The sequence below is a fragment of the Chryseobacterium sp. VD8 genome, from assembly GCF_037149975.1.
Classification (GTDB): domain Bacteria; phylum Bacteroidota; class Bacteroidia; order Flavobacteriales; family Weeksellaceae; genus Chryseobacterium; species Chryseobacterium indicum.
Genome location: NZ_JBBCQL010000464.1, coordinates 1 through 435, shown reverse-complemented (window position 1 = coordinate 435; position 435 = coordinate 1). Strand labels below are relative to the sequence as shown.

General features: G+C 36.6%; 1 protein-coding gene. It reads right to left on the bottom strand.

Annotated features, from left to right (window positions below; translation table 11 throughout):
* Positions 1-246: 246 nt before the first annotated feature.
* On the bottom strand, positions 247-435 hold a 189-nt coding region (locus tag WFK35_RS23050; RefSeq protein WP_336734994.1), incomplete at its 5' end, for a hypothetical protein.

Below are 435 nucleotides of genomic sequence, written 5' to 3'. Positions count from 1 at the left end.
TCTTACGGCTATTATTTTTCCCCGTCGGGAATGTTGGAAAACAATAATCACTTGTTTGAGATCATGAGTTCCCGAAATATTAGCGACGGATTTTTCTATTATATTGCGAATTAGGAGGCTCTACAATTGGGATCATTATTTCTGAAAAATATTGATCGAAACACAACAGAATATTCCTTATATCAAAAAATTAGTAAAACTTTGTCAAAGTTCTTAAACTTTGACAAAGTTGATTTCATTTCTAAATTAAAAAAGATTTTCATCCACAAAATTCGGAAGCGTTACTTTCAGATTCGGCTCCATTTCCATCGCTCTTTTGATGGCGAAAACAGCGCCTTCATTTCTTGCCCAGCTTCTTCTTGAGATTCCGTTGTTTACGTCCCAGAACAGCATGGATTTTAATCTTCTGTCGGCATCATCGCTTCCGTCCAGCAG